Annotated in this window: 19 protein-coding genes; 11 read left to right on the top strand and 8 right to left on the bottom strand. The window is 72.7% G+C overall.

Features of this window, described 5'->3' with window-relative positions; translation table 11 throughout:
• Nucleotides 1–162 precede the first annotated feature (162 nt).
• The 5 genes from ACFYZR_RS22455 to ACFYZR_RS22475 form a co-directional block, all read right to left on the bottom strand.
• Entirely contained in the window at nucleotides 163–1500 is a 1338-nt protein-coding gene (locus ACFYZR_RS22455) for an NDP-hexose 2,3-dehydratase family protein (RefSeq protein ID WP_391912932.1), read from the bottom strand.
• Nucleotides 1485–2489, bottom strand: coding sequence for an NAD-dependent epimerase/dehydratase family protein (locus ACFYZR_RS22460; protein ID WP_391912933.1), 1005 nt, complete (start codon nucleotides 2487–2489; stop codon nucleotides 1485–1487). The genes ACFYZR_RS22455 and ACFYZR_RS22460 overlap by 16 nt, the downstream gene beginning before the upstream one ends.
• Entirely contained in the window at nucleotides 2477–3103 is a 627-nt protein-coding gene (locus ACFYZR_RS22465; RefSeq protein WP_391912935.1) for a dTDP-4-dehydrorhamnose 3,5-epimerase family protein, read from the bottom strand. Before ACFYZR_RS22465 ends, ACFYZR_RS22460 begins: the two co-directional genes overlap by 13 nt.
• Nucleotides 3104–4411: an activator-dependent family glycosyltransferase gene (locus tag ACFYZR_RS22470; RefSeq protein WP_391913416.1), complete on the bottom strand. Its 1308-nt coding sequence runs from the start codon at nucleotides 4409–4411 to the stop codon at nucleotides 3104–3106.
• Nucleotides 4412–4490: 79 nt separating this feature from the next.
• Nucleotides 4491–5888 carry an SRPBCC family protein gene (locus tag ACFYZR_RS22475; protein ID WP_391912937.1) on the bottom strand — a complete coding sequence of 466 codons (1398 nt, stop codon included), beginning with the start codon at nucleotides 5886–5888 and terminating at the stop codon, nucleotides 4491–4493.
• 208 nt (nucleotides 5889–6096) lie between these two features.
• On the opposite strand from ACFYZR_RS22475, the gene ACFYZR_RS22480 reads away from it, so the two are divergent.
• From ACFYZR_RS22480 to ACFYZR_RS22500, 5 genes are read left to right on the top strand one after another with little or no spacing between them, the layout of a single operon-like run.
• Nucleotides 6097–6444 (top strand): antibiotic biosynthesis monooxygenase family protein, encoded by a 348-nt coding sequence (locus tag ACFYZR_RS22480; RefSeq protein WP_391912939.1) that lies wholly within the window; start codon nucleotides 6097–6099, stop codon nucleotides 6442–6444.
• Nucleotides 6441–7712, top strand: a complete 1272-nt coding sequence (locus tag ACFYZR_RS22485) for a beta-ketoacyl-[acyl-carrier-protein] synthase family protein (protein WP_391912941.1) — start codon at nucleotides 6441–6443, stop codon at nucleotides 7710–7712. The genes ACFYZR_RS22480 and ACFYZR_RS22485 overlap by 4 nt, the downstream gene beginning before the upstream one ends.
• On the top strand, nucleotides 7709–8929 hold the full coding sequence (locus tag ACFYZR_RS22490; RefSeq protein ID WP_391912943.1) for a ketosynthase chain-length factor: 1221 nt from the start codon (nucleotides 7709–7711) through the stop codon (nucleotides 8927–8929). Before ACFYZR_RS22485 ends, ACFYZR_RS22490 begins: the two co-directional genes overlap by 4 nt.
• A 47-nt stretch (nucleotides 8930–8976) precedes the next feature.
• Nucleotides 8977–9267 carry an acyl carrier protein gene (locus ACFYZR_RS22495; RefSeq protein ID WP_391912945.1) on the top strand — a complete coding sequence of 97 codons (291 nt, stop codon included), beginning with the start codon at nucleotides 8977–8979 and terminating at the stop codon, nucleotides 9265–9267.
• The gene (locus ACFYZR_RS22500) at nucleotides 9264–10250 is read left to right on the top strand and encodes an acyltransferase domain-containing protein (RefSeq protein WP_391912947.1); all 987 of its coding nucleotides are present in this window, start codon (nucleotides 9264–9266) and stop codon (nucleotides 10248–10250) included. Before ACFYZR_RS22495 ends, ACFYZR_RS22500 begins: the two co-directional genes overlap by 4 nt.
• 103 nt (nucleotides 10251–10353) lie before the next feature.
• Here the strand turns inward: ACFYZR_RS22500 and ACFYZR_RS22505 are convergent, their stop codons facing one another.
• The gene (locus tag ACFYZR_RS22505; protein ID WP_391912949.1) at nucleotides 10354–11214 is read right to left on the bottom strand and encodes a class I SAM-dependent methyltransferase; all 861 of its coding nucleotides are present in this window, start codon (nucleotides 11212–11214) and stop codon (nucleotides 10354–10356) included.
• A 240-nt stretch (nucleotides 11215–11454) separates the two neighbouring features.
• Between ACFYZR_RS22505 and ACFYZR_RS22510 the strand changes: the two genes are divergently transcribed.
• The 4 genes from ACFYZR_RS22510 (at nucleotide 11455) to ACFYZR_RS22525 (ending at nucleotide 15073) form a co-directional block, all read left to right on the top strand.
• Entirely contained in the window at nucleotides 11455–11904 is a 450-nt protein-coding gene (locus tag ACFYZR_RS22510) for a SnoaL/DnrD family polyketide biosynthesis methyl ester cyclase (protein ID WP_391912951.1), read from the top strand.
• 81 nt (nucleotides 11905–11985) lie between these two features.
• Nucleotides 11986–12825, top strand: a complete 840-nt coding sequence (locus tag ACFYZR_RS22515; protein ID WP_391912953.1) for a BTAD domain-containing putative transcriptional regulator — start codon at nucleotides 11986–11988, stop codon at nucleotides 12823–12825.
• A 102-nt stretch (nucleotides 12826–12927) separates the two neighbouring features.
• Nucleotides 12928–13374, top strand: a complete 447-nt coding sequence (locus tag ACFYZR_RS22520; protein WP_391912955.1) for a nitroreductase family deazaflavin-dependent oxidoreductase — start codon at nucleotides 12928–12930, stop codon at nucleotides 13372–13374.
• Nucleotides 13375–13456: 82 nt separating this feature from the next.
• Complete coding sequence (locus ACFYZR_RS22525) at nucleotides 13457–15073, top strand: FAD-binding oxidoreductase (protein ID WP_391912957.1); 1617 nt, start codon at nucleotides 13457–13459, stop codon at nucleotides 15071–15073.
• 67 nt (nucleotides 15074–15140) lie between these two features.
• Here ACFYZR_RS22525 and ACFYZR_RS22530 read toward each other — a convergent pair whose 3' ends face one another.
• Both ACFYZR_RS22530 and ACFYZR_RS22535 read right to left on the bottom strand, forming a co-directional pair.
• A complete protein-coding gene (locus tag ACFYZR_RS22530; protein ID WP_391912959.1) occupies nucleotides 15141–15863 on the bottom strand; it encodes a class I SAM-dependent methyltransferase in 723 nt (240 codons plus the stop codon).
• 71 nt (nucleotides 15864–15934) lie between these two features.
• A complete protein-coding gene (locus tag ACFYZR_RS22535) occupies nucleotides 15935–16816 on the bottom strand; it encodes an NAD(P)H-binding protein (RefSeq protein WP_391912961.1) in 882 nt (293 codons plus the stop codon).
• Nucleotides 16817–17009: 193 nt separating this feature from the next.
• Here ACFYZR_RS22535 and ACFYZR_RS22540 point away from each other — a divergent pair, with 193 nt between their 5' ends.
• The gene (locus tag ACFYZR_RS22540) at nucleotides 17010–17477 is read left to right on the top strand and encodes an ester cyclase (protein ID WP_391912963.1); all 468 of its coding nucleotides are present in this window, start codon (nucleotides 17010–17012) and stop codon (nucleotides 17475–17477) included.
• Nucleotides 17478–17590: 113 nt separating this feature from the next.
• The gene (locus ACFYZR_RS22545; protein ID WP_391912965.1) at nucleotides 17591–18199 is read left to right on the top strand and encodes a PadR family transcriptional regulator; all 609 of its coding nucleotides are present in this window, start codon (nucleotides 17591–17593) and stop codon (nucleotides 18197–18199) included.
• Nucleotides 18200–18322 lie beyond the last annotated feature (123 nt).

The raw sequence follows: 18322 nt of genomic DNA on the forward strand, positions 1-18322 counted from the left end.
CTTTTTTTGCGGGCGCCCTATGCCCCCGCCCCGCCGCCGGGGGGTGGTGCAGTTGGTGTGGGGCGCGGCCCCCCGGGGGCCCGCGGCCTTGTCCCCCCCCGGGCGGCCCGCCGCCCCGGGCGCGGGGCCCCGCCTCCTTCGGGACGGGATTCAGGACGGGATTCAGGACAGGACGCTGTGCAGACAGGCCACCAGGGAACGGGCCTGGACGTTCAGGTAGTGACTGTGCCGCAGCAGCGCCGTCAGCTGGCGCACCGCCAGCCAGCGGTAGTCGGGGTGGCCCGGGTCGGCCGGCACGTCGCTGTCCACGACGAGGTAGCGGTTGCGGGCGTGGTGGAAGCGGCCGCCCTCCTCCGACAGCAGCGCCTCGAAGCGGATCCGTTCCTTCCCGGCGCTCAGCACCTCGTCCAGGTAGCGCGGCCGCGCCGTCGCGGGCAGCACCTCGTAACTGGCCGGGTCGCACTGCACCGTGGGGCCCAGCTCCACGACGTCCGCGTACCCCGGCTCGGCACCGGCGTGCAGGAGCACGTGCGGCACCCCGTCGAACTCCCGCAGGAGGACGGCGATGACACCGGTGCCCCTGGGCTCGATCATCGGCTGGCTCCACCGGCCCACCTCCCGGCCGCCCGCGACGACGTCGACGCCGATGACGTCGAAGAACCGGCCGCTCTCGTGGCAGACCCGCCCGTCCGCGTCGTGCCACCCCTCCAGCGCGTTCAGCGGCACCCGCTCGGTGCGGACGTCCGTGAGCGAACGCGCCTCCGTCAGCCAGCTCAGCACATCGGCGGTCCGGTGGAGGGCGGGCGCGCCGCCGGCCGGGAAGGGCAGACAGGACAGGACGGTACGGGCGTCCATGTTGACCACGTCGTCCCGGCCCAGCAGCGCGAGCACCTGCCCGAGCGTCATCCAGCGGAAGCCGTCGAGGACGGTCACCTCGTCCGTCGTCTCCACGACCATGTTCCGGTTGCGCTTGCGGTAGAACCAGGCGCCCTGCTCCGACTGGCGCACATCCACGATCACCCGCTGTGCGGCGGCGTTGCGGAAGTAGTCGAGGTACGGCACGCTGCCGCCCTGGTGCACCCGGGTGTAGTTGCTGCGGGTCGCCTGCACGGTGGGCGACACCTGGAGGCCGTCGCTGTTGCCCGGCTCGGCCTTGGCCTGCATCAGGCAGTGCAGGACCCCGTCGAACTCCTTGACCAGGATGCCGAGGATCCCGGTCTCGGGCTGGTCGATGATGGGCTGGTCCCACCGGGGCACCGGCCCCTCGGGGTGGTGCACCCGCAGCCCGTGCACGGTGAAGTACCGCCCGCTGTCGTGCCGCAGGTCGCCGGTGACCGGGTCCCGCCGCCACCGGTCCAGGGCGTCCAGCGGCACGCGCTCCACCGTGGTGTGGGTCCGGGTCGCGCACTGCGCGAACCAGCGGTCGAAGCCGCCGGGGTCCGCCACCGCGCTCTCCCGGGCGGAGGCGGAGCGGGCGACGCGCGTCATGATGTCGGCCATGGGGACTCCTCGTCCTGGGTGATGGTCGGTCCGGTGCCGGGGGCCGTCTCCCGCGCGTCCCACATCGCCCGCAGCGAACCGGCCAGCCCGGTCCGCGCGCGCCAGCCGAGCAGTTCGGCGGCCAGCCGGGTGTCGGCCAGCGTCCAGCCGCCGCCCTTGCTGTCGACGGAGCCGCCCTCGTCCCGCACCGTGCCCGGCGGCAGCCCGGCCTCCGCCACCAGCAGCGCGACCAGCTCGCGCATGCCCACGGCCACGCCCCGGCCGATGTTGACGACCCGTCCGGCCACCGGGGCCGGCACCGCCAGGACCGTGGCCTCCGCCAGGTCCCGTACGTCGACGAAGTCGCGCCGCGCCTCGGCGATGCTCAGGGTCAGGACGGCACCCGGGGGCAGCGCGCGCAGCCGCTCCACCACACCGCCCAGGAAACTGGCGGGTGTGGTGTACGGGCCGCAGACGTTCACCGCCCGCAGCACCACCGCGTCCGCCTCGCCGGCCCGGGCCGCCTCCAGCACCGCAGTGGAGCCGGCGAGCTTGGTGCGGGCGTAGGCCGTCGCCGGCCGGGGGACGACGCCCTCGTGGATCGCGGTGCCGAAGGGCACCGGCCCGTACTCGTGGATGGACCCCATGTGCACCAGCCGCGGCCGCCGCGCCATCAGGGCCACGGCTCGCAGGAGCCGCTCCACGAGGAGGACGTGCGCGTACTCCATCTCCTCGCGGGTGGTCCCCCAGCCCCCCGTCGCGTTGACGACGGCCGTCACCCCGTACCGCTCCAGGAGGTCGGAGAGTTCCTCGGGGTGCGCCGCCGCCACGTCCAGCGCGACGAACGGGTGCCCCGCGACGGCGGGACGGAAGGACCGGGCGACCGCGAGCACCCCGTACCCCGAGCGCGCGAGGGCGGCGCAGACCGCCCGGCCGACGCAGCCCGTCGCCCCCAGCACCGCGACCCGCGGCCCGCCACGGCCGTCACCGCCCCCGCTCAGGGACGCCACAGCGCGGCCTCCAGCCGTAGGCACTTCTCGTACTCGGGCAGCCCGCCCTCGGCCCGGACCTCCCGCAGCGTCGGCGCCGCCCGGTCGCGGTCGGACAGCACCGGCTCGATGTCCTCGGGCACCGGCAGCCCCAGCGCCGGGTCCAGCGCGGACAGCGCCAGCTCGTGCCGTGCCTCGTAACTGCCGGAGAGCATGTACGACATCACGGTGTCGTCCTCCAGCGCGACGAAGGCATGGCCCACGCCCACCGGGAAGTACATGGCCCGGAAGTCCTTCTGGTCCAGCAGCGAGACGTCCCACCGGCCGAACGTCGGCGACCCGACCCGGATGTCGACGACGATGTCCAGCGCGCTGCCGCGCGCGCAGTAGACGTACTTGGCGACACCGGGCGGAGTCACGGTGTAATGGACGCCCCGCACCGTCCCCCGCCGCGAGAGGCTGTGGTTGGACTGGGCCACCGGGAACAACGGACGCCCCGTCGCCCCGACGAACGCCGGCTCCTGGTAGGGCGAGACGAACAGGCCGCGGTGGTCGGCGAAGACGGGCGGGGCGAAGACGAACGCGCCCTCGACGGCGAGCTCGCGTGACTGCACGGCGGGACCGGCGGAATCCATCTACTGCTCTCCTCGGCGGGCGGCGCGGTGTTCGGCGGTGAGCTGCTCCAGCACCGGGACGATGCCGGCCGGGCTCGGCGTCCCCACCATCTCGGTGCGGAGCCGGGCGCAGTTGCGGGCGAACGACGGCTCGTCGAGCAGTCGCACCAGCTGGGCGCGCAGGTCCTGGGCGGTGTAGTGGTCGACGTCGTGTACGTAGAGCCCCGCGCCGAACCGCTCCAGCTGCTTGGCCTTGTGGATGGTGTCCCAGACCATGTCCGGAACGATGAGCTGCGGCACCCCGTGGATCAGCGCGGTCTGGAAGGTGCCCGAGCCACCGTGGTGGATGACGGCCGAGCACGACGGCAGCAGCGCGTTCAGCGGTACGAAGTCGACGGCCCGGACATTGCCCGGCAGCCTCCCCAGCCCCGCCAGCTGCTTGGCGTTGAGCGTCGCCACGACCTCGACGTCCAGGTCCGCGACCGCCTCCAGCAGTTCGCCGATGGACGCCCGGTCCGCGGAGAGCACCTCCCGGTGGGCCACGCCCAGGGTCAGGCACACCCGCCGTCGCCCGGGCGGCTCGTGCAGCCACCGGGGGACGACGGCCTGACCGTTGTAGGGCACGTACCGCACCGGGACGTAGGTCAGGTCCACGGGGAAGCGCATCGGGCCCGGCACCGGGTCGACGGTCCACTGGCCGACCGCGACCTCCTCGGCGAAGTCGCACCCGTACCGGGCGAGCGTCCAGGTCAGCCACTCGCGCAGGGGATCGTCGCGGAGCTCCGGCGGCCGCTTCGCCAGCAGCTCCAGGAAGGTCTCCCGCATCCGGCCCATCAGGTCCAGCCCGAACAGCAGACGCGCGTGGGCGGCACCGGTGACGCGCGCCGCCACCGGCCCGGCGAAGGACATCGTGTCCCAGACGACCAGGTCCGGCCGCCAGGCGCGGGCGAACGCCACCGTGTCGTCGATCATGCGCTCGGGACAGGAGTTCTGGAACGCCATCGCCGTCATCGAGGTGAACACGCCCAGGACGTGATCCCAGGTGAGCATCTCCGGCCGGGTCTCCGTCATGTCCATCCCGGCCTCGGCCTGGCTCTCCATGATCTCGGCGTCGTCGCCCAGGCCTTCGCTGACCTTCTGCATCTGCTCCTCGAGCAGGAGCGGCTCGCCGACCTCCACGGCGGTCAGGCCCGTCCGTGTGATGTCCTCCGCCAGATCCGGCTGGCTGGCCACGCGGACCTCGTGGCCGGCGGCCTGGAGCGCCCAGGCCAGCGGCACCTGGGCGTGCATGTGCGACTTCGCGGCGAATGTGGTGAACAGCACCCGCATGGAATTCCTCATCCTCCCGGGATCTCACGAACGGAAGTGCCCGGCCGGCCCCCGTTCGGGCGCGGGCCGCCGGGCCCGGTCAGCGGCCGTCGTGCTCCACCAGCCGGCGGCGCACCAGCCAGCCGTCCCCCTCGGGGGCCAGCGAGTCCTGACAGGAGGCGCTCAGCCGGAGCACGGGAGAGGCACCCTCCTCGGTGTCCACGACCAGGGCGTAGAAACGGGTGCGCACCGAACCGTCCGGCGACTGCCGGGCGGTGAGCATGCCGGTGAAGTGCCGGCGCCGCGCGGAGCGCGCCCGCCCCGCGGCGGAGCGCACCGCCGCCGCGATCGCGGCCCGCCCGCGCAGGGGCGCGGGCCCCGCGCTCTGGGCGAACTCGCCGTCCTCGGCGAAGGTGCCGGCCCACGCCTGTCCCTCGCCGTCGTCCAGCAGACGCATCTGCGCCGCGTAGAACCGCTGCAGCGAGGCGTACGTCGCCGGCGTCACGGGACGGTCGGCGCAGCGCCCCTCCGCGTACTCCTTGGCGTGCCGCATCGTGGTCGTGCTGTTGTGCCCGAGCGCCCGCCGGACGAACGCCCGGGCGTCCTCCGGCGTCGCCGTCCCACCCAGGACGGAGGCGATCGCCCCCGGGTCGATCACCACGGTGTGGCGGGAGGTGACCACCGAGCCGGCCGGGTCCTCCGTGACCGTCCAGCACCCGGTGTGCGCCGCCATCAGCGCGGGGGTGCGCAGTTGTTTGTAGACGATCCGCCGGCCGGGCAGGCAGATCCGGATGGACGAGGTGGTGTGCGTCGAGCCGTCCGCCGTGCGGGTGTCCATCTCCAGCAGCTGGACGTCCGGGGTGTCCTCCTTGAGCACCACCCGGGCGACGTGCGGGAGCCGGTCCTGCCACAGCTGGGCCTCCAGGAGGAAGGCGTGGACGTCGCCGGCCGGGGCGTCCACCCGCACCGTGTCCTCGAAGGTGAAGGCCGCCCCGTCGCCGGTCCGCCCGTCGCCGGTTCGCCCGCCGTCGGCCCGCTCGGCGGCGGTTCGTTCGGCGGCGGCCTTGAGGGCCGCCAGCTCCGCGCCGCTGTTGCGGTCGACCGCCCGGCTGATCCAGGCCACGTTCTCCGGCAGGTCGTCGACCGCGCGGAAGTCGTGGGTGAGCCGGACCCGGGTGTGCCCGTCCGGCAGCGGCTCGACGATCCACTCGCCGCCCATCGACGCGACCGGGTGCCGCGAGACCTCCTGGCGGAAGCGGATCCGCAGACCCTCGCGGTCCACGGTCCGGCGGGACGTCCAGTTCTTCACCTGGTCGTTGGCCGTCGCCCAGATGCGGATCCGCTCCTCGGCGCCGGCCCGTTCGAGGCACTCGACGTGGAGGGTCGGCGGGAAGACGTGGGGCCAGTCGTCCACGCTCTCGACCAGTGCGAAGACGGTCCCGGCCGGCGCGGCCACCGTGATCGTGTGCTCGGTCTCGTGCACGTCGGGTCGGTTCATGCGCTCCCCTCCGGTGGTGGGGCTCGGTGGTGCGGCGGACGACTGCGAGGCTGGCAGCCCCGGCTCGAATTGCGCTGGACCGGACGGCGGCGCGGCCCGGGCCGGTCCACCGGTCTTCCAGCCGCTTGCGAGAGACGGCCCGCACGTTGGGGACACGAGCGGTGATGACGCCTGGTCGAGAGCCGCCCGGAAGCGAGGAGCCAGTGCGATGCCCGATCACGATCCCGGTGCGACCGGAGCCGTCATGTTCGTCAACAGGTTCACCGTGCACGCCTCCCCCGAGGAGTTCGAGGAGGCCTTCGCGCGGACGTCGGAGTTCATGGCGGGCCGGCCCGGCTTCCTCCGGCACACCCTCTCCCGCCACGTCGACCGGCCCGGGCACTACGTCAACGTCGCCGAGTGGGAGGACGCCGAGTCCTTCCGGGCGGCCCTGGCGCACCCCGGCTTCGGCCCGCACGCGGCCGGGCTGCGGGCCCTGAGCACCAGCGAGCCCGCCCTCTACGAGACGCGCCGCACACGCGTCGCGGACCGCCCGGCGCACCGGGAGCGGGCATGACCGGGCGCCGGGTGGTGATCACCGGGATCGGGGTGGTGGCGCCGGGCGGAGTGGGGACGAAGGCGTTCTGGAACCGCGTCGTCTCCGGTGTCCCCGCGACCCGGACGATCACCGCGTTCGACCCTTCGCCGTTCCGCTCCCGCGTGGCCGCCGAGTGCGATTTCGACCCCGTACAGGCGGGGATCGCCCCCGCCGACGCGCGACGGCTCGACCGGGCCGCCCAGTTCGCCCTGGTGTCGGCGCGCGAGGCCCTCGCCGACAGCGGCCTGGACGTCACCGGGGAGAACGCCCACCGGGTCGGCGTCGCGATCGGCTCCGCCGTGGGATGCACCCAGAAGCTGGAGGAGCAGTACGTCGCGCTGAGCGACGGCGGACGCCACTGGCTGGTCGACCACACCCAGGGATCGCCCCACCTCTACGACTACTTCGTGCCCAGCTCCCTCGCGGCCGAGGTGGCCTGGGAAGCCGGGGCCGAGGGGCCCGCCACCGTCGTCTCCGCGGGCTGCACCTCCGGGCTGGACTCCGTGGGCTACGCCTGCGAGCTCATCCGCGAGGGCACCGCCGACGTCATGATCGCCGGTGGTGCGGACGCCCCCATCGCGCCCATCACCGTCGCCTGCTTCGACGCCATCAAGGCGACGACACCCCGCAACGACACCCCCGAACGCGCCTCCCGCCCCTTCGACCGCACCCGCAACGGCTTCGTCCTGGGGGAGGGCGCCGCCGTCCTGATCCTGGAGGAGCTGGACGCCGCCCGCGCCCGCGGCGCCGGGATCTACGCCGAGATCGCGGGCTTCGCCTGCCGGGGCAACGCCTACCACATGACCGGACTGCGCCCCGACGGGCGGGAGATGGCCGCCGCGATCACCGCCGCCCTGGACGAGGCCCGGCTCGACTCCACGGACGTGGAGTACGTCAACGCGCACGGCACCGCCACCCGTCAGAACGACCTCCACGAGACGGTGGCCTTCAAACTCGGCCTGGGCGAACACGCCCACCGGGTGCCGGTCAGCTCCATCAAGTCCGTCATCGGCCACTCGCTCGGCGCGGTGGGATCCATCGAGATCGCCGCCAGCGCCCTGGTCATCAAGTACGGGGTGGTGCCGCCCACCGCCGGACTGTACGACCCCGATCCCCAACTCGACCTCGACTACGTCCCGCTGACGGCCCGGGACCAGCCGACCGCCACCGTGCTGACGGTCGGCAGCGGATTCGGCGGCTTCCAGAGCGCGATGGTCCTCACCGGGCCGGAAGGGCGGCGGACGTGACCACGACAGTGGCGGTGACCGGGATCGGGGTCGTCGCTCCCAACGGCCTCGGCCTGGACGCCTACTGGGCGGCGACCCTGAAGGGCGAGAGCGGCATCGGCCGCATCACCCGCTTCGACCCCGGACGGTACCCGTCCCCGCTGGCGGGCGAGGTGACCGACTTCGTCGTCCGTGACCACGTCCCCGGCCGGCTCGTCCCCCAGACCGACCGCACCACCCGGTTCGCGCTGGCCGGGGCCGACTGGGCGCTGGCCGACGCGGGCGCCCCCCAGGAGGACCTCGGCCCGCTGGACCGGGGCGTGATCACCGCCGGCGCGTCGGGAGGCTTCGAGTTCGGCCAGCGGGAGCTGGAGAACCTGTGGGGCAAGGACCCGCGACATGTCAGCCCGTACATGTCGTTCGCCTGGTTCTACGCGGTCAACTCCGGCCAGATCTCCATCCGGCACGATCTGCGCGGCCCCACGGGCGTCTTCGTGACCGAACAGGCGGGCGGGCTCGACGCGATCGCCCACGCCCGGCGCAGGGTCCGCGCCGGCACCCGGCTGATGCTCACGGGCGGCATGGACGCGTCCCTGTGCCCGTACGGGCTCTCCGCCCAGCTCGCCGCCGGGTTCCTCAGCGACCGCGACGACCCCGCCCGCGCCTATCTGCCCTTCGACCGGGACGCCGCCGGCCACGTACCGGGCGAGGGCGGGGCGATCCTGGTGCTCGAGGACGCCCGGAGGGCCCGCGAACGGGGGGCCCGCGTCCACGGCGAGATCAGCGGCTACGGAGCCTCCTTCGACCCCCACCCCGCCACGGGGCGCGGCACCACCCTGCGCCGGGCGATCGACGGCGCGCTCGCCGACGCGGGCCTCGACGCCTCCGGCATCGACGTCGTCTTTGCCGACGGCGCGGGAGTCCCGGCCCTCGACCGGGCCGAGGCCGGGGTCCTCGCGGAGGTCTTCGGACCGTACGGCGTGCCCGTCACGGTCCCCAAGACCATGACCGGCAGGCTCTACTCGGGCGCGGCCCCCCTCGACGTGGTCGCCGCCCTGCTGGCCCTGCGCGACGGCGTCATCCCGCCGACCGCGCACGTGGACCGGCCGGCGGAGGGCTGCGCCGTCGACCTCGTCACCGCCACCGCCCGCCCCTTCACCGGCCGGGCCGCCCTCGTCGTGGCCAGGGGCCACGGCGGCTTCAACAGCGCCATGGTGGTGCGGCGCACGGACGGATGACATGTCCCTCACGATCCATGTCCCTCACGACCGACACGGAGGAAACCATGAGCGGCCTCACCAGCGGCTTCACCATCGACGAACTGATCCGGATCATGCGCGAGTGCGCGGGCGAGGACGAGGCGGGTGACCTCACCCCGGACGCGGCCGACCAGGACTTCGACCTCCTCGGCTACGACTCGCTCGCCCTGATGGCCGCCGCGGCCAGGGTGGAGCGGGAACTCGGCGTCCGGCTCCCGGAGGAGGAGCTGGCCGACACCCGTACGCCCGCCGCGTTCGTCGCCCTCGTCAACGAGGAGCTGAGCCGGGGGACGCGCGCGGCGGAGAGCCCCCGGTGACCGGTGGCGGCCTCCCGGTCGCCCTGCTGCTGCCGGGACAGGGCTCCCAGCACGTGCGCATGGCGGCCGGGCTCCACCCCGAAGTGCCGGTGTTCGCCGCCGCGATGGACGAGGTGTTCACCGCGATGGGGGAGGAGGGGGAGCGGTTGCGCTCCGACTGGCTCGCCGAGCGCCCGGTGGTGCCGATCGACCATGTCACGCGCTCGCAGCCGCTGCTGTTCGCCGTCGACTACGCGCTCGGCAGGCTCGTGCTGAGCTGGGGGGTGCGCCCCGCCGCGCTCCTGGGGCACAGCATCGGCGAGATGGCGGCGGCCGTCCTGGCCGGGGTGTTCGAGCTGCGGGACGCCGCCGTTCTGGTGCTGGACCGGGTGCGGCGGCTGGCCGCCGCACCGCCCGGCGGCATGCTCGCGGTGGCCGCGACCCCCACGGAACTGGAGCCGTATCTCAGCGCGGACGTCGTCGTCGGCGCGATCAACGCCCCCCGGCAGACCGTCCTCGCGGGGCCGGACGGCCCGCTGGAGAAGACCGGACGACTGCTGCGCGAGGACGGGTTCACCTGTCGCCGGGTGCCCTCGCTCAGCGGCTTCCACAGCCCGATGCTGGCACCCGCCTGCCGGGGCGCGGCGGAACGGTTCGCCGTGGTGCCGGTACGGGCACCGCGTACGGCGGTGTACTCCGCCTACACCACGGCCCCGCTGACCCGCGCGGACATCGCGGACGCCTCCTTCTGGGCCGGGCACCCGGTGGCCCCCGTCCGCTTCTGGCCGGCCCTGGAGACGCTGATGGCCGGGGGCGACCACCTGCTCGTCGAGGCGGGCCCCGGTCAGGGCCTCTCCCGGCTGGTCCGCCGGCACCCGGCGGTCCGCCGTGGCACCAGCCGGGTCGTGCCCCTTCTCCCGGCCCGCCCCGGCCCACCGGAGAAGGACCGGGAGACGCTGGCGGCCGCCGCCCGGCTCCTCGGGGCCGGGGCGTCCGCCAGGTGAGGACGAGGGCGAGAACGACGGGGGCCGGGGCCGGGGGTGGTGCCCCGGCCCCGGATGTCGGAGGCTGTCGAGGGTTGCTGGGGCTGTCGGGGGCTGTCGAGGGCTAACGAGCCGCGACAGCCGTCACATAGCGCACCGGCGTGTCGATCGTCAGCGGTCCGCCGTCCACCCGCATCGCGTCCAGTGAGGACACCAGCCGCCGCCGGAGCGCCTCGCGGTCCGCGGGGCCCAGGTGCTCCCAGAGCAGCCGCATGCCCTGGGTGTGCGACCACTCCACCCACGCCGTCCCCGACGCCGCCACCAGCCGGACGGTCTCGTCCGCGCACACCACGTCCCGGAAGCCGCACTCCCGCAGGGTCCCGGCCAGGTCGGCCGGGTCCGCCAGCCAGCTGTTGAAGCGCTGCCGCAGCCGCTCCGGCCGCCACTCGGGCGGCAGGTTCCGCAGCAGTTCGCGCGGGATCAGCTCGGTGAAGACCGGCGGCAGGAAGGGGAACGTGTCGTCCGTGAAGACCGGGGTGGTGAAGCCGATCCGGCCCCGGCCGGTCAGCAGCCGCGCGTAGCGGGCCAGCGCGGCCGGCGCGTCGGGGAAGAAGATGACGCTGTAGCTGCCCGTGACGACGTCGAACGTCTCCTCGGGGAAGTCCGGGTACTCCCCGTCCATCACCCGCAGCCGGACGTTGCCGGCCCCTTGGCGGGCGGCCTCCTTCGCGGTCTCCTCGATCATGCCCGGTGCGATGTCGATGCCGACCACCGACCCGGCCGCGCCCACCCGTTCGGCGGCGGGGAAGACGCAGGCCCCCCGGCCGCAGCCGACGTCCAGGACGCGTTCGCCGGGCAGCGGTGCGACCCGGTCGACGAGCCGGCGGCCCATGGGGGTGAAGAACTCCACCCCCAGCCTGTCGTAGGCGGCCGCGGCACGGTCGAATGCGGCGGCCACTTCGGATTTGTAGGTCGACGTGTCCAAGGTGTGCTCCCGTTTCCTCGGTGCGTGCCGCGGGCGCGCGTTTACGCGGCGTCCTCCGGTGATGACACCAGCGTCGGATCGTGATCTCGGGCGGGAATGGAGGGCTGTTGGAGCGGTACTGGACTACGGCTGGTGCGATCCGGAATCGGGCACGCGAGTGACGCTGGTCACTTGTTCCGTGCGACGGTGCTCCTGAGAATGGATCGGCAAGTACTGGAACCCATCTGCGAGGAGAGGTTCATGAGTGCGCAACTGGACGCGGTGCGGCGGCTGATCGACGCGTACAACACGGGAAAGACCGACGACGTCGCGGATTACATACACCCGGAGTATCTGAATCCGGGGACGCTGGAATTCACCTCGCTGCGCGGCCCGGAACTCTTCGCCGTGAACGTCGCGTGGGTGAAGAAGACGTTCTCCCAGGACGCCCGGCTGGAGGAGGTCGACATCGAGGAGCGCGGGGAATGGGCCCGCGCGAAGCTCGTCCTGTACGGCCGGCACGTCGGCGACCTGGTGGGGATGGCCCCGACGGGACGGCTGTTCTCGGGCGAACAGATCCATCTCTTCCGGTTCGTCGACGGCAAGATCCGTGACCACCGCGACTGGCCCGACTATCTGGGGACCTACCGCCAGCTCGGTGAACCGTGGCCGGAGCCGGGCGGCCGGGAGTCCGGCGGCCGGCGGCCGTAGCGCGACGTGCTCGACGCCCCGGGGCCGGAGCCATGGAGCCCCCCCGGGCGCGAGGGAACGAGGTGACGGGGAGATGGGGGAATGATGGAGCTGGGCGTTCTGGGGCCGTTGTGCGTGCGGGCGAACGGGCGGGTGGACGCGCCGAGCGCACCGAAACTGCGCAATGTGCTGGCGATGCTGATGGTGCACACCGGGCAGGTGGTGCCGGCCACCTCGCTCGTGCGGGACCTGTGGGACGACGATCCGCCGGTGAGCGGTCCGGCCACCCTGCAGACGTACATCCTGAACCTGCGCAAGATGTTCGCGTCCGTCACCGGCATGCCCACGGCCGAGGTAGCGCGCGAGGTCCTGGTGACCAGGGCGGGCGGCTATCTGCTCGCGGCCGGGGCGGGAACGCTCGACGTCCACCGCTACCAGCGGCTGGCGAGGAGCGGCCGGGAGGCGCTGGCGCGCCGCGACGACGGCGCCGCTGTGCGCGATCTCAACGACGCCCTGCTGCTGTGGCGGGGGCCCGCGCTGGTGGACGTCCCGGCCGGCCGGGTGCTGGAGTCCAAGCGCCGGCAGCTGGAGGAATCGCGGCTGGTCACCCTCGAGTACCTGGTCGACGCCCAGTTGCGGCTCGGCATGTACCGCGAGGTGCTGGCCGAACTGGCCGCTCTCACGGTCGAGAACCCGTTGCACGAGGGCCTGCACGGCCAGTACATGCGGGCGCTCTACCTCAGCGGCCGGCGTGCCCAGGCGCTCGAGGTGTTCCGGCGGCTGCGGACGGCCCTCGTGGCGGAGCTGGGCCTGGACCCGGGGCCCCGGTTGCAGCGGCTGCACCGGGCGGTGCTGACCGCGGACGGCGACGACCACGCGTGGGGGGATCCGGTGCCCGCGGAGGCGCCGGCCGTCGCCCTGGGTGGCGCACGTCGCTACTGAACATCCTGCTCAAACTTGTATACGGGCGCCGGTTCGCTCTAGTGTGGGCGCACTCAAACTTGAGCTCCTTCGAGCAAACTTGAGCTCCTTCGGGGAGGGGTCATGCCCGAGCGCGACGAGAACGAGGTCGTGGACAGCCCTACGGGCTGGGTCGCGGCACACATCCGCCGCTACGACGAGAGCGGCGGCCGGGAAGGGCACAAGTGGTACGGGCTCGACACGCTTCTTCTCACCACCCGGGGCAGGAAGTCGGGCCGGCTGCGCCGCACGGCGGTGATCTACGGGCGGGACGGCGACCGTTTCGTCATCGTCGGCTCCAATGCCGGAAGTCCGAACCACCCGCTCTGGTACCTCAATCTCCAGGCGAATCCGGAGGCCTGGATACAGGTCGGCGAGGAACACCACGCCGTACGGACCCGTACGGCCACCGCCGAGGAGAAACCGCGGCTGTGGGCGATGATGACCTCGATCTTCCCGCAGTACAAGGGATATCAGAAGAAGACCGACCGGGAGATCCCGGTGGTCATCGTCGAACCGGTCGCCGAATAGGCCATCGTGGCACAGGTCGGATAGGCCATGCAGGCCGCACACGAGTGAACGGGAAATACACAACGGGGAGAGGTAAGCGTCGGTGTCAACTCAATTCACACGCCGGGGATTTCTCGGCAGTGCGGCGGCCGTCGGTGGTGCCACGGCATGGACCGTCAACGGTCCGGGTGCCGCCCTCGCCCGGGCCGCGGAGCCCGGGAACCGCGTACCCGGGGCGGAGACCGTCACCGTCGGCCGGGACGACCCCCGCTACCAGGACCTGGTCAGCCGCGGGTTCAACGGCCGGTTCCGCGGCCGTCCCGACGCCGTTCACCTGGTCCACTCCGCCGACCAGGTCGTGGACGTGGTGAACAAGGCCGTCCAGGGCGGCAGACGCGTCGCGGTGCGGAGCGGAGGCCACTGCTTCGAGGGCTTCGTCGACGACCCCGCCGTACGGGCCGTCATCGACATGTCCCAGATGCGCGAGGTCTCCTACGACCCCCGGAGGCGGGCCTTCGCCGTGGAACCCGGCGCCACCCTCGGCGAGGTGTACCGCACCCTGTACCTCAACTGGGGCGTCACCCTCCCGGCCGGCGTCTGCCCCCAGGTCGGCGTCGGCGGCCATGTGCTGGGGGGCGGCTACGGCCCGCTGTCCCGCCGCGAGGGCGTGGTGACGGACCACCTCTACGCCGTCGAGGTCGTGGTGGTCGACAAGGCGGGCCGCGCCCGCCGCGTGGTGGCCACCCGGGAGGAGTCCGACCCGAACCACGACCTGTGGTGGGCCCACACCGGAGGCGGCGGGGGCAACTTCGGGGTCGTCACCCGCTACTGGTTCCGCTCGCCCGGCGCCACCGGCGACGACCCGGCGAAGCTGCTGCCCAAGGCCCCCGGGTCCAGCCTGCGGTACGTCGTGACCTGGCAGTGGTCCGACCTGACCGAGCGGGCGTTCAGCCGGATCCTGGCGAACCACGGCGAGTGGCACATGCGCAACAGCGATGCCCGCTCGCCCTACGCCGTCATGCACAGCGTCTTCTACCTCAACAACCGCGCGGGCGGACAGATCGTCCTCGAAGTGCAGATCGACGGCGGTGTGGCCGGCGCCGAGGGCCTGGTCGACAACTACGTGGGCGCGCTGGGCGAGGGCGTGGGGCTCAAGCCCGCCGTCGAGCGGACCGCCGAACCCTGGCTGCGCGCCACCCTCGCCAACAGATACGACACCGCGGGCTACGACCGCACCAAGTCCAAGGGCGCCTACCTGCGCAAGCCCTGGTCCGGCCCGCAGATCGCCACCCTCTACCGGCACCTGAGCGCCGACTCGCAGATCTGGGGCGAGGTGTCGCTCTACTCCTACGGCGGCAAGGTCAACTCCGTCCCGGAGACCGCCACGGCCACCGCCCAGCGCGCTTCGGTCGTCAAGGTGTGGATGTCGGTCACCTGGAAGGACGCGGCCCAGGACGACGCCAACGTCCAGTGGCTCAGGGAGCTCTACCGTGACGTCTTCGCCGAGACGGGAGGGGTCCCCGTGCCCGGCGACGCCACGGAAGGCACCTTCATCAACTACCCGGACATCGACCTCCTGGACCCGAAGTGGAACACTTCGGGCGTGCCCTGGCACACCCTGTACTACAAGGGCAACTACCCCCGGCTGCAGCAGGTGAAGGCGCGCTGGGATCCGCGCGACACCTTCCGGCACGCGCTCTCCGTACGGCTGCCCGGCTGACGGCGGGCCCGCACACGCCGAAGGCCGCGGGGCGGGGAGACGGCCGGCCGTCTCCCCGCCCCGTCCTTTAGTCGCGTGCCGGCAGAGTCCCGACGAACAGCCCGCGCCCGGACGGGACCCCCGAGTGGTAGCCGACCTCCAGCCCGGCCCGCGCGAACGCCTCTTCGTACTCGGCGCGCGTGAACAGGGAGATGCGGTGTTCCTCCACGAAGTGCCGTGCCCCCGCCCCGGCTTCGGCCACCACGTAGTGCACCCGCATGTGCGAAGCGGCGCCCTCGCGCGCGGAGTGGGAGACCCGTGCGACGGTGCGCCCCCGCACCGTGACCACGTCCCCCGAGACGTGTCCGTCGATGAACGTCTCGGGGAACCACCAGGGCTCCACGACCACCACACCACCGGGGCTGAGGTGGCGGGCGAACGACCGCAGAGCCGACCGCAGTTCCGAGGTGTCGGTCATATAGCCGATCGAGCCGAACATGCATGTGATCGCGTCGTAGACGCGGCCGGTGGCCAGCGCGCGCATATCGCCCTGGCGCAGTACCGCGCCCGGCGTGTTCACCCGGGCGACGGCGAGCATCGCCTCCGACAGCTCCAGCCCCTCGGTGTGCGCGAAGTGCTCGCCGAAGTGGCGCAGGTGGGCGCCCGTGCCGCAGGCGACGTCCAGCAGCGAGGCAGCCCCGGGCTCCCGCGCGCGGATCAGCCCGGTGACCGTCGCGGCCTCCGCGCCGAAATCCTTGCCGCGCGCCTCGTGGAGAAGATCGTAGATCTCCGCGATCCCGGCTCCGTACATGGGTGTCCCTCCTCGGTGCTCCGCGTTCCTCACTCGGCGTTCCGTGCTCCTCACCCGGTGCTCCCCGTTCCTCAGCGGAATTCGTGGACGTGGTCGGCGGCCCACCGCGCGAAGGAGCGCGGCTCGTGGCCGGTGATGTCCCGCACAGTGGGGACCACGGGCCCGGGCACGGCGGTGGACGCGGCGAGGTAGCCGAGCACCATCTCCACCACGGGCGGCGGCATATGGGCGCTCATCGCCGCGCGCCCCTCCTCGTGGCTCAGCTCCTCGAACCGGATGTCCCGGCCCAGGGCTTCGGCGATGGCGCGGACCTGGTCGATCTGGGTCAGCGTCGCGGGGCCGGTCAGCTGGTACCTCCCGCCCACGTGACCGTCCTCCAGGAGCGCCGCCACGGCCACGTCCGCCACGTCCGCCTCATGGATCAGGGCCCGTGCGGCCTTGCCGTAGGGGGCGCGGACGACGCCCTCGGCGCGGATGGAGTCCCGCCACTTCCACAGCACGTTCCCGGCGAATTCGTCGGGGCGCACGAAGGTCCAGTCGACACCGGACTCCTCGACCGCCCGTTCCACGGTGAGGTGGTGAAGGGCGCTGTGATTGCGCGCCAAGGCCTCGTCGTCACCCCCTTCGAGTTCTTCGAGTTCTTCGAGCCCTTCGAGCACGGAGCTCGAGGACAGGACGACCACCCGCCGCACCCCCGCCTCCCGGGCCAGGGCGGCCACTTCACGGGCGGTCTCGGGAACGGGGAAGAGATAGAGCCGGCCGACGCCCTCCAGGGCGGCCGGCAGGGTGTCCGGGAGGGTGAGGTCCCCCTTGTGGACCTCGACCCCGGGCGGCAGCCCCGCCGCCTCCGGTGCCCTGGTGAGCGCACGCACGCGGACGCCCGCCGCCATCAGGCCGGCCACGACACGGCGGCCGACCCTGCCTGTCGCTCCGGTCACCAGAACGTCGCTCATGAACACTCCTTCGGGCAGGCGGCTTCCGGGTGACGAGCATCGGCGGCCCTGCTGGAGGAATCCCCCAGCAGCGGTCGATTCCCCCTGGTCCGGCGGGCGCGCCGCCCGTCGTTCCAGCACGGCTGGAGCGGTTCTCAGGGGGGCGGCGTGCAGGGTGGTCCGAACACCGTCGTCGAGAGCGCAAGGAGTCCCCATGTCGCTGGCCGAGCGCAAGGCGTTGTGCTTGGAGATGGTCGCCGCCTGGAACCGGGGGGACCTCGCAGGGATCGTCGAACACTGGGCGCCGGACATCGTCCACTACTCGGAAGACCGCGAAGTGAGCTCGACGGCCATGATCAAGCTGATGGAGGAGGGTCTGAAGGCCTTTCCCGATCTGCGGCTCGAGGTGAAGAGCATCATGGCGGAGGAGGACCGGGTCGCCCTGCGGATCACGGTCACCGCGACCCACCGGGGCGAGTTCTTCGGGGTGGCCCCCACCGGGCGGCCGGTGAGCTGGCACCTGGTGGAGGAACTGCGGTTCGCCGGCACCAAGGTGGTCGAGCACTGGGACGTGATCAACATGCGGCCCTTGCTGGTCCGGCTCGGCAAGCTGCCGGACACCGGTGGCACGGTGAGTGCGACGGGGGAGGAGCGGACGCCGGTCGCGGAGGCGCGCGCCTGACGGTGCCGCAGGCGGGGGCGAGGGGGCGGCCGGCGCCCGTGCCGTGCCCCCTTCCTCCGCTGGTCTACGCTGGTCACACCACGCTCACCAGCGGAATGCGGAATAGGGAGACGATGTCGGCGACGCGGTTGCTGGTCCTCGGAGTCGTCCGGGGGTTCGGCAGGACCCATGGATACCAGGTCCGCTCGGAGCTGCTCTCCTGGGGCGTCGAGGGGTGGGCCAATGTCAAGTGGGGCTCGATCTACCACGCGTTGCGGCAGCTCGCCAAGGAAGGGCTGCTGGAGGCCACGGAGATCGAGGAGTGGCCCGGGCGCGTGGACTACCAGCTGACCGAGGAGGGGGACGAGGCCTTCTTCCGGCTCCTCCTCGATGCCCTCAAGCGGCCCGAGCACCGGCCCGACACCCTTGGCGCGGGCCTGGCGCTGATGCCCGCGCTCTCGCGCGAGCAGGCGATCGGGGCGCTCCGGGAGCGCCTCGCCACGCTGGAGGAGGAGCGGGACGCGCTGCGCGCGGAGCCCGGAAGCGCGCGGCGCGGCGCCCTGTTCGGCCATCTGTCGGAGCTGAGGAGGCTGCGGACGCAGGCCGTCGAGGGCAGCGTCGAGTGGACGCGGGACCTGCTCGACCGGCTGGCGGCCGGTGAGTACGTGATGGCGGGCGAGGACGATCAGGCATTCGGCATGCCGGGCACGTGGCCCGAGAAGGGCTCCGACCCGGCGGCCTGAGCCCCCTTCTTCCCCTGCGTTCTTCTCCTGCTTCTTCCCTTGTGCAAGGCCCTTGGGGACCCTGCACAAGCTGATGCTCAAACTTGAATAACGACCTGGTACTCAAACTTGCATAAGCCGCTT

This window comes from Streptomyces sp. NPDC001678 (genome assembly GCF_042892945.1).
Classification (GTDB): Bacteria; Actinomycetota; Actinomycetes; order Streptomycetales; family Streptomycetaceae; genus Streptomyces.